This window comes from Paramuribaculum intestinale, from assembly GCF_003024925.1.
GTDB classification, from domain to species: Bacteria; Bacteroidota; Bacteroidia; order Bacteroidales; family Muribaculaceae; genus Paramuribaculum; species Paramuribaculum intestinale.
Genome location: NZ_PUED01000125.1, coordinates 1 through 7,297, shown reverse-complemented (window position 1 = coordinate 7,297; position 7,297 = coordinate 1). Strand labels below are relative to the sequence as shown.

The following is a 7,297-nucleotide window of genomic DNA, read 5'->3' as shown; positions in this document are numbered from 1 at the left end:
CCGTGATGCAAAACAAATAAAACAATACAAATGCAAAACAGCGGAGTTAATCGGGCAACTTAAACAATCCATACAACAAAACGAAGCTTTAATAGTTTCACGAAAGAAGGCAGTACACACAATAACCCATGAACTGCGCACACCGCTTACGACAATAACCGGCTATACCGAATTGTTACGGAAAGAATGCAGCAATGGAAATAATGTGCATTTTCTTCAAAGCATACAACAATCCTCCGACCGTATGCGGGATATGCTCAACACCCTGCTGGACTTTTTCCGCTTGGACAACGGAAAGGAACAGCCCAGACTGTCACCCTGCCGCATTTCAACAATCGCACATACCCTTGAAACGGAGTTCATGCCAATCGCCATGAACAGGGGGCTTTCCTTGACCGTAAAGAACGAAAACGATGCGGTTGTACTGACCGACAAAGAGCGAATAATCCAAATCGGGAACAACCTCCTGTCAAATGCCATCAAGTTCACGGAGGAAGGTGGTGTGTCGCTAACTACCGGCTATACCGACGGAGTGCTGATACTGATAGTCGAGGATACAGGCACAGGCATGACCGAAGATGAACAACAACGTGTATTTGGTGCATTTGAACGCCTCTCAAACGCCGCCGCAAAGGACGGCTTCGGGCTTGGACTTGCCATCGTGCATAATATCGTGACAATGCTACACGGAACAATACGGCTGGATAGCGATAAAGGGAATGGTAGCCGTTTCATAGTGAAAATACCCATGCAGAAAGCCGAAGACGTACCGAAAAAAGAGATACAGACTTGTATCCACCAAAAGGACAGAAACCTCAATGTTGCCGCCATAGACAATGATGAGGTGCTACTCCTGATGCTGAAAGAAATGTATGCACAGGACGGAATACACTGCGACACTTGCACCGATACGGGGGAACTGATGGAAATGGTACGCCGGAAAGAATACAACTTGTTGCTGACGGATCTGAATATGCCCAGTATAAACGGTTTCGAGTTGCTGGAACTGTTGCGATCTTCCAACGTGGGCAATTCACAGACAATCCCAGTGGTCGTGGCAACCGCTTCGGGCAGCTGCGATGTGGAGGAACTTCTGGAACGAGGCTTTGCCGGATGCCTTTTCAAGCCGTTCTCCATATCGGAGCTGATGGAAGTTTCCGACAAGTGCGCTATTAAAAATACACAGGACAGTAAACCGGACTTTTCTGCTTTGCTGTCCTACGGCAATGAAGCTGTCATGCTGGAAAAGCTGATAACGGAAACCGAGAAGGAAATGCAGGCGGTTCGGGATGCGGCAACGCGAAACGACCTGCAAGAACTTGATGCCTTGACACACCATTTGCGCAGTTCGTGGGAGATACTCCGTGCCGACCAGCCGCTGAGGATACTTTATGGAGTGCTACATGGAAAGGCAATGCCGGAAGAAAGTGAGTTAAGCCATGCTGTTACCGCAGTATTGAATATGGGAGCGGAAATAATCCGACAGGCAAAAGAGGAAAGGAGAAAATACGAAAATGGATAGGACAAGAATAATCGTCGTGGAGGATAACATCGTGTATTGCGAATATGTCTGCAACCTGCTGGCACGAGAAGGCTACCATACCGTAAAGGCTTACCACCTATCGACAGCGAAAAAACATCTGCAACAGGGGACGGATAATGATATAGTGGTTGCCGACCTGCGTCTGCCTGACGGCAACGGCATAGACCTGTTGCGCTGGATGCGCAAGGAGGGGAAACTACAACCCTTCATCATCATGACCGATTACGCCGAGGTGCATACGGCAGTGGAAAGCATGAAACTCGGTTCTTTGGATTACATACCCAAACAGCTTGTGGAAGACAAACTCATTCCACTTCTCCATTCCATACAGAAAGAACGACAAGCGGGACACCGCCGTATGCCCGTGTTCGCCCGTGAGGGTTCCGCCTTTCAGAAAATCATGCACCGGATAAGGCTGGTAGCCGCTACCGATATGAGCGTGATGATATTCGGGGAGAACGGCACAGGCAAGGAACATATCGCCCACCACCTGCACGATAAGAGTAAACGGGCGGCCAAACCATTTGTGGCGGTGGACTGCGGTTCTCTCTCCAGAGAACTTGCGCCATCGGCTTTCTTCGGACATGTCAAAGGCGCGTTTACAGGTGCGGACAGTACCAAGAAAGGATATTTCCATGAGGCGGAAGGTGGTACGCTATTTCTCGACGAGGTGGGTAATCTCGCATTGGAAACCCAACAGATGTTGCTCCGTGCCATACAGGAAAGGCAGTATCGCCCGGTCGGAGACAAGGCGGACAGAAGTTTCAACGTCCGCATCATCGCCGCCACCAACGAGGATCTGGAAGCGGCAGTGAGTGAAAAGCGTTTCCGGCAGGATTTGCTCTACCGTCTGCAAGACTTCGTGATAACCGTGCCGCCCTTGCGTGACTGTCAGGAGGACATCATGTCGCTGGCGGAGTTCTTTCGGGAGATAGCCAACAGGGAACTGGAGTGTAATGTAAGCGGTTTCAGTTCCGAGGCCAGAAAAGCGTTGCTGACCCACGCATGGCCGGGCAACGTGCGCGAGCTTCGGCAGAAAATCATGGGAGCGGTATTGCAGGCTCAGGAAGGTGTGGTCACGAAAGAGCATCTTGAACTTGCCGTGACGAAACCGACCTCACCAGTCAGCTTCGCCCTACGCAATGACGCGGAGGATAAGGAACGGATAATGCGTGCGTTAAAGCAGACAAACGGCAACCGAAGTGCCGCCGCCGACCTGTTGGGAATAAGCAGAGCTACACTTTATAGTAAACTTGAAGAGTATGGACTTAAATATAAATTCAAGCAACCATAGCCCGTAATTCGCTGAAATTTATTATTTTTGCAGTGTTAATTCAGAATGATGAGAGTCGATAGAGAAAGCCCCAACAAATATTTTGATGAAAGTGATGCGAGTTATGAAGCTCGTAAAATTTGGTATGCGTTTAAAGATGTTGTACTTTACAAAGATCGCTTTTTTGTAAAACATCAACTTTTGGATATACTATCAAAGTATGTATCTGAGAATATTGTTGAGGTTTATTCTGGTCAAATATTCTTTAGGTCAAGAATTATTGATGATAGTTGTATCAATGACCATATGGTATATAAATGTTATGGAGCACCAGATGGTGAACGGTTAGATATAGGTTATCATAATAAATCGAATCCATTTAAAGGGCTTACAAAAGAGGCCTCTTTCGTTCCACCTAAAAATGTGAGAGTTTCGGATGGACGTGCGAATCCTAAATATATTAAGTATCTATATGTTTCAGAAAGCCCTACTACAACATTATTTGAGGTACGACCTTTTATAGGTGATGCAGTGAATATTGCTCAAATAAGAGTTAATAGACCTCTTAAGATTGCAAACATTGCTGTTGAACTTGACTTGTCTGAAAATAATAATGCGACAGTAGATATGTATATTATGAGGATGATACAAAGGGCATTTTCTAAACCGACTAACGATTCTGACGATTATATTCCATCCCAGATTATAGCAGAGTATCTTAAAAATCTTGGATATGATGGTATAAGGTACAATAGTTCATTACATTTTGGAGGTGTAAATTTGACTATATTTAATTATGAGAAATGTGAAGCCATATCTTCTCAAGATTTTAGAATAGAAGACATCAAACTAACGGCAAGAGCGGCTTTTGGTTGTGCTAATAATCAGGGGGATTTAGCGTATATTAATGATAATAACCCGTTATATCTCGATTATGAGAAGCTAATTAAATAAAATACTATCAAATCACAATAACCTTTATAGTGTAAAAAAGCATTCTTACTAAGAACGAAAAACGTATAAATTCAAGCAATCATAGCCCGTAATTCGCTGAATTTCGCTATCTTTGTAGAACATTTGAGAAATAACGGCGATTGGCTGGAGCTTTTCGCCGCCGACATATAGAATAAGACCGCAAGGAGTTTCAAGCGTAAATCTGGTAAATTGAAACTAAACGAAGCTAATTGCGTGATGCTTATGCTATGCCTACGCATAGCGTGCATTCACGTATTTCGTTTAGGGGCTTTACCAGAGCCTACGCTTGAAGTAGTGTGGATTGCACGCTACTTTTTTTGCACCTTGCCTAACGAAAGGATACGATTATGGGAAAAGTTCAGATTCTTGCCGTCCTTACAATAGACGGATGTCTTTCTTCCGAGTTATATGGCAAAGCGCATAAGGATTTGCGTCTTGACCGTTGCGGTCTTGATGAAATCAGAAAAAACGCCCTTTACCGTGTCACGCCTGACTATTCCATCTCTATGCTGCACGAATGGCGAGAAGACGGCACAAACACCTGCTATCTTGCGGAAGCGACACCTGACACGGCGGACTATATCAACGGGCTGCTGCGTATGCAGGCGGTAGATGAAATCATACTGTACACCATTCCTTTCATTGCTGGAACCGGACGGCATTTCTTCAAGTCGGCACTCTACGAAAAACACTGGACACTTGCTTCGCTGAAAAGCTATCCCAACGGTGTATGCCGTTCCATATATGCCCTTGACAGATAAATAAGAACACCTGAAATGTATGCCGGTCATACATTTTAATTTACGAAAAATTATATAAATGTCTAATTTATAGTCAAATTAAGTCTTCGTCAATTCATTCCTGATAAAAAATATCAAGATTTATACATCTGAAATCCAGTGCTTTGTGAAAACGGGTGCCGGATTTTCTGTTTTCTGCCACGCTTATTGCCAATAATATTCATGTGCGCATACCGAAAAACAGAGTGTAAAACTTCAAAATTGACAGGAACATGAACTACTTTTTATTAGCGGAAACCGACTTTTTCCGCCTGATAAACGAAGCCGGCGACTGCAATATGGAAACGGCATATATGGCTTTCGCCACCCAAGTGATCGAACTGTGCAATGGCAGCATGGACGCAAACCGTACCATCATCGCATTGGCATACATTGAAATCGAGTTACAACACCATCCCGTGCGCAACCTTTCCGAAGAAAGGAAAGAGATTGCCGCATACGTCAGCAAGGCTCTCTCTTTCGTCAGGAAGATGCAGAAGTTCCTTGCAATGTCCCAAGTGCCACCACTAATATCCGCCAACACTACAACCGATAACACTGCCAACCTCCTGCAATGGACGGGCAACGCCATCGACCTCGTGGAACTTATCTACGGCATTGACGAGATGGGCTGCATCAACAACGGCAAAATGCCGCTCAAACAGCTCGCTCCGCTTCTTTACAAGATATTCGGTATTGAATCAAAGGACTGCTACCGTTTCTACGTTGACATCAAACGCAGGAAGAACGAAAGCCGCACCTACTTCCTCGACAGGATGCAGGAAAAACTGAACGAGAGGATGCTGCGCGACGAAGAGTTGGAACGCATGAGAAAATGATATCAAAAAACAAGCGGGACAGGTTTTGAAACTTGTTCCGCTTATTTCCATTATTGCCAATAGGTTACTTCTGCTGCAACAGATGTTTCAGGTTATCATCGTTTGCGATACGCTCCAGTTCCTCCTGAACAATCTGTTTCACCTCTTCCTTGATTCGCCTGTAATTAGCCTGCACCGTTTCCTTCATGCGGTCGTTGCCATTCTCGTCCGTGAAGTCGGTAATGACGGGGATAGGCTTGTAGGCACTTTCCTCCCGCTTCACCTTCTCGGCATCCACCACAATCTCGCAGTGAAAAATCTTCTGCTCGATGCGCTCGTTAAAGTTGTCGGACACCGAACCGACAAACATTCCCTGCGTAAGCCCGGAAATCTTGCTCGGTGGAATGAGCGCGTCCATCTGCGTGTTGATGGAGGTGGACACGTCCTGCCGGTTGATGGAAATGGACTGCCGCTTCTGCAACACCTTACCAAACCGCTCTGAGAGCGTCTTGGCAGTTTCGCCTACCACCTGACCGGAGAAAATGTTGCCGACAGTATTCATCACCACCTTCGCCTCTTTGTCCCCGTAGTCACGCACCAACTGACTGAAATCCTGAAAGCCCAGACACACGGCAACCTTGTTGCTTCGTGCGGTGGCAATCAAATTGTCAAGCCCCTTGAAGTATATCGTCGGCAGCTCGTCTATGATGACCGACGACTTCAACATCCCCTTCTTGTTGATGAGCTTCACGATACGGGAGTTATACAGACCGAGAGCCGCCCCGTAGATGTTCTGACGGTCGGGATTGTTGCCCACGCAGAGGATTTTCGGCTCTTCGGGATTGTTGATGTCCAGCGTAAACTCGCTGTCAGACATCACCCAGTAGAGCTGCGGGGAAATCATCCTCGAAAGCGGAATTTTTGCCGACGCTATCTGTCCCATGAGCTGCTCCGCAGCCCCTCCGAGCCACGCATCCATAAATGGGGAAAGGTAGTTCTCCAGTTCGGGATAAGAGGTCAGTATCGGAAAAATATCCTCATAGCGGCGGTTCAAAAACTCGATGGCATGGGGAAACGTGCAATACTTACCGTTCTGATAGATTTTGAGATACCAGATAATGCTGGCAAATAAAATGATAGGTGACTCCACAAAGAAGTCGCCCTGCTTTTGCACCCAAGTTTTATTGAGGTTGAGCATTATCGTGTATGCACTTTCGTAAGCGTCCGTAATATCCTCCATGAAATCCGGATGTATCGGATTGCACCGATGTGAACGTCGCGGGTCGTCGAAGTTGATTACATAGAACTTTGGCATCACCTTGTAGCCCTCCGAATTGTTCATCAGGTGGTTATAGGCGATGGTAGAGAGGTCGGGATATTTGAAATCATAACAATACATCGAAAAGCCCTTCTCAATCTGTTGCTTGATAAAACTGTTCACCACAGCGTATGACTTGCCGCTGCCCGGTGTCCCTAACACGATGGACGCACGGAACGGGGTACATGGTAAAATCGTATCATTCTGAAAACCACGTTGTAAGTTTAAAACTTTTGGGCAATTGTTCCCAAAATGTTCCCATAATCAGCCTTGTCAGTCAACGGACGTTAGGTTGCCGTTGCTTATGGTGGGTTAGATAACGATTGTACGGAAGTCATCACGACCTCAACCAAAAATCAGCCATTGTCCTGCATCGGGAATTACAGCGTTGCCGACTGCGACCGTATGCGATGGAACAATACCGTTGCGAACTGTCTTTAATTCATCGCAAAATTACAAATTTATTTTGTTAATCCATCGCCATTTTCGGAAAAACGAACAACAGTCTCCAAATATTTCGGGTTGAGGGTGTGGTAACTGGATGGTATGATACCTGTATTGAGAGAAATGGAAGGGACATATAATAAATAT

General features: G+C 45.9%; 5 protein-coding genes and 1 pseudogene. 5 read left to right on the top strand and 1 reads right to left on the bottom strand.

Features of this window, described 5'->3' with window-relative positions; all coding sequences use genetic code 11:
• From C5O24_RS09345 to C5O24_RS09325, 5 genes are all read left to right on the top strand, one after another.
• Positions 1 to 1,522, top strand: a 1,522-nt coding sequence (locus C5O24_RS09345) for a hybrid sensor histidine kinase/response regulator (protein WP_107681742.1), incomplete at its 5' end; no start/stop codon positions are given.
• The gene (locus C5O24_RS09340; protein ID WP_107036865.1) at positions 1,515 to 2,837 is read left to right on the top strand and encodes a sigma-54-dependent transcriptional regulator; all 1,323 of its coding nucleotides are present in this window, start codon (positions 1,515 to 1,517) and stop codon (positions 2,835 to 2,837) included. The genes C5O24_RS09345 and C5O24_RS09340, both read left to right, overlap by 8 nt.
• Positions 2,838 to 2,882: 45 nt before the next feature.
• Positions 2,883 to 3,770, top strand: a complete 888-nt coding sequence (locus C5O24_RS09335; protein ID WP_228099967.1) for an RES family NAD+ phosphorylase — start codon at positions 2,883 to 2,885, stop codon at positions 3,768 to 3,770.
• Positions 3,771 to 4,138: 368 nt separating this feature from the next.
• Positions 4,139 to 4,552, top strand: a complete 414-nt coding sequence (locus C5O24_RS09330) for a dihydrofolate reductase family protein (protein ID WP_010801778.1) — start codon at positions 4,139 to 4,141, stop codon at positions 4,550 to 4,552.
• A gap of 251 nt (positions 4,553 to 4,803) precedes the next feature.
• Positions 4,804 to 5,409 (top strand): RteC domain-containing protein, encoded by a 606-nt coding sequence (locus C5O24_RS09325; RefSeq protein ID WP_010801779.1) that lies wholly within the window; start codon positions 4,804 to 4,806, stop codon positions 5,407 to 5,409.
• A 64-nt stretch (positions 5,410 to 5,473) separates the two neighbouring features.
• On the opposite strand, the pseudogene C5O24_RS09320 reads toward C5O24_RS09325, so the two are convergent.
• Positions 5,474 to 6,892 (bottom strand): annotated as a pseudogene (locus C5O24_RS09320) (TraM recognition domain-containing protein); the annotation flags it as partial.
• Between the last annotated feature and the right edge of the window lie 405 nt (positions 6,893 to 7,297).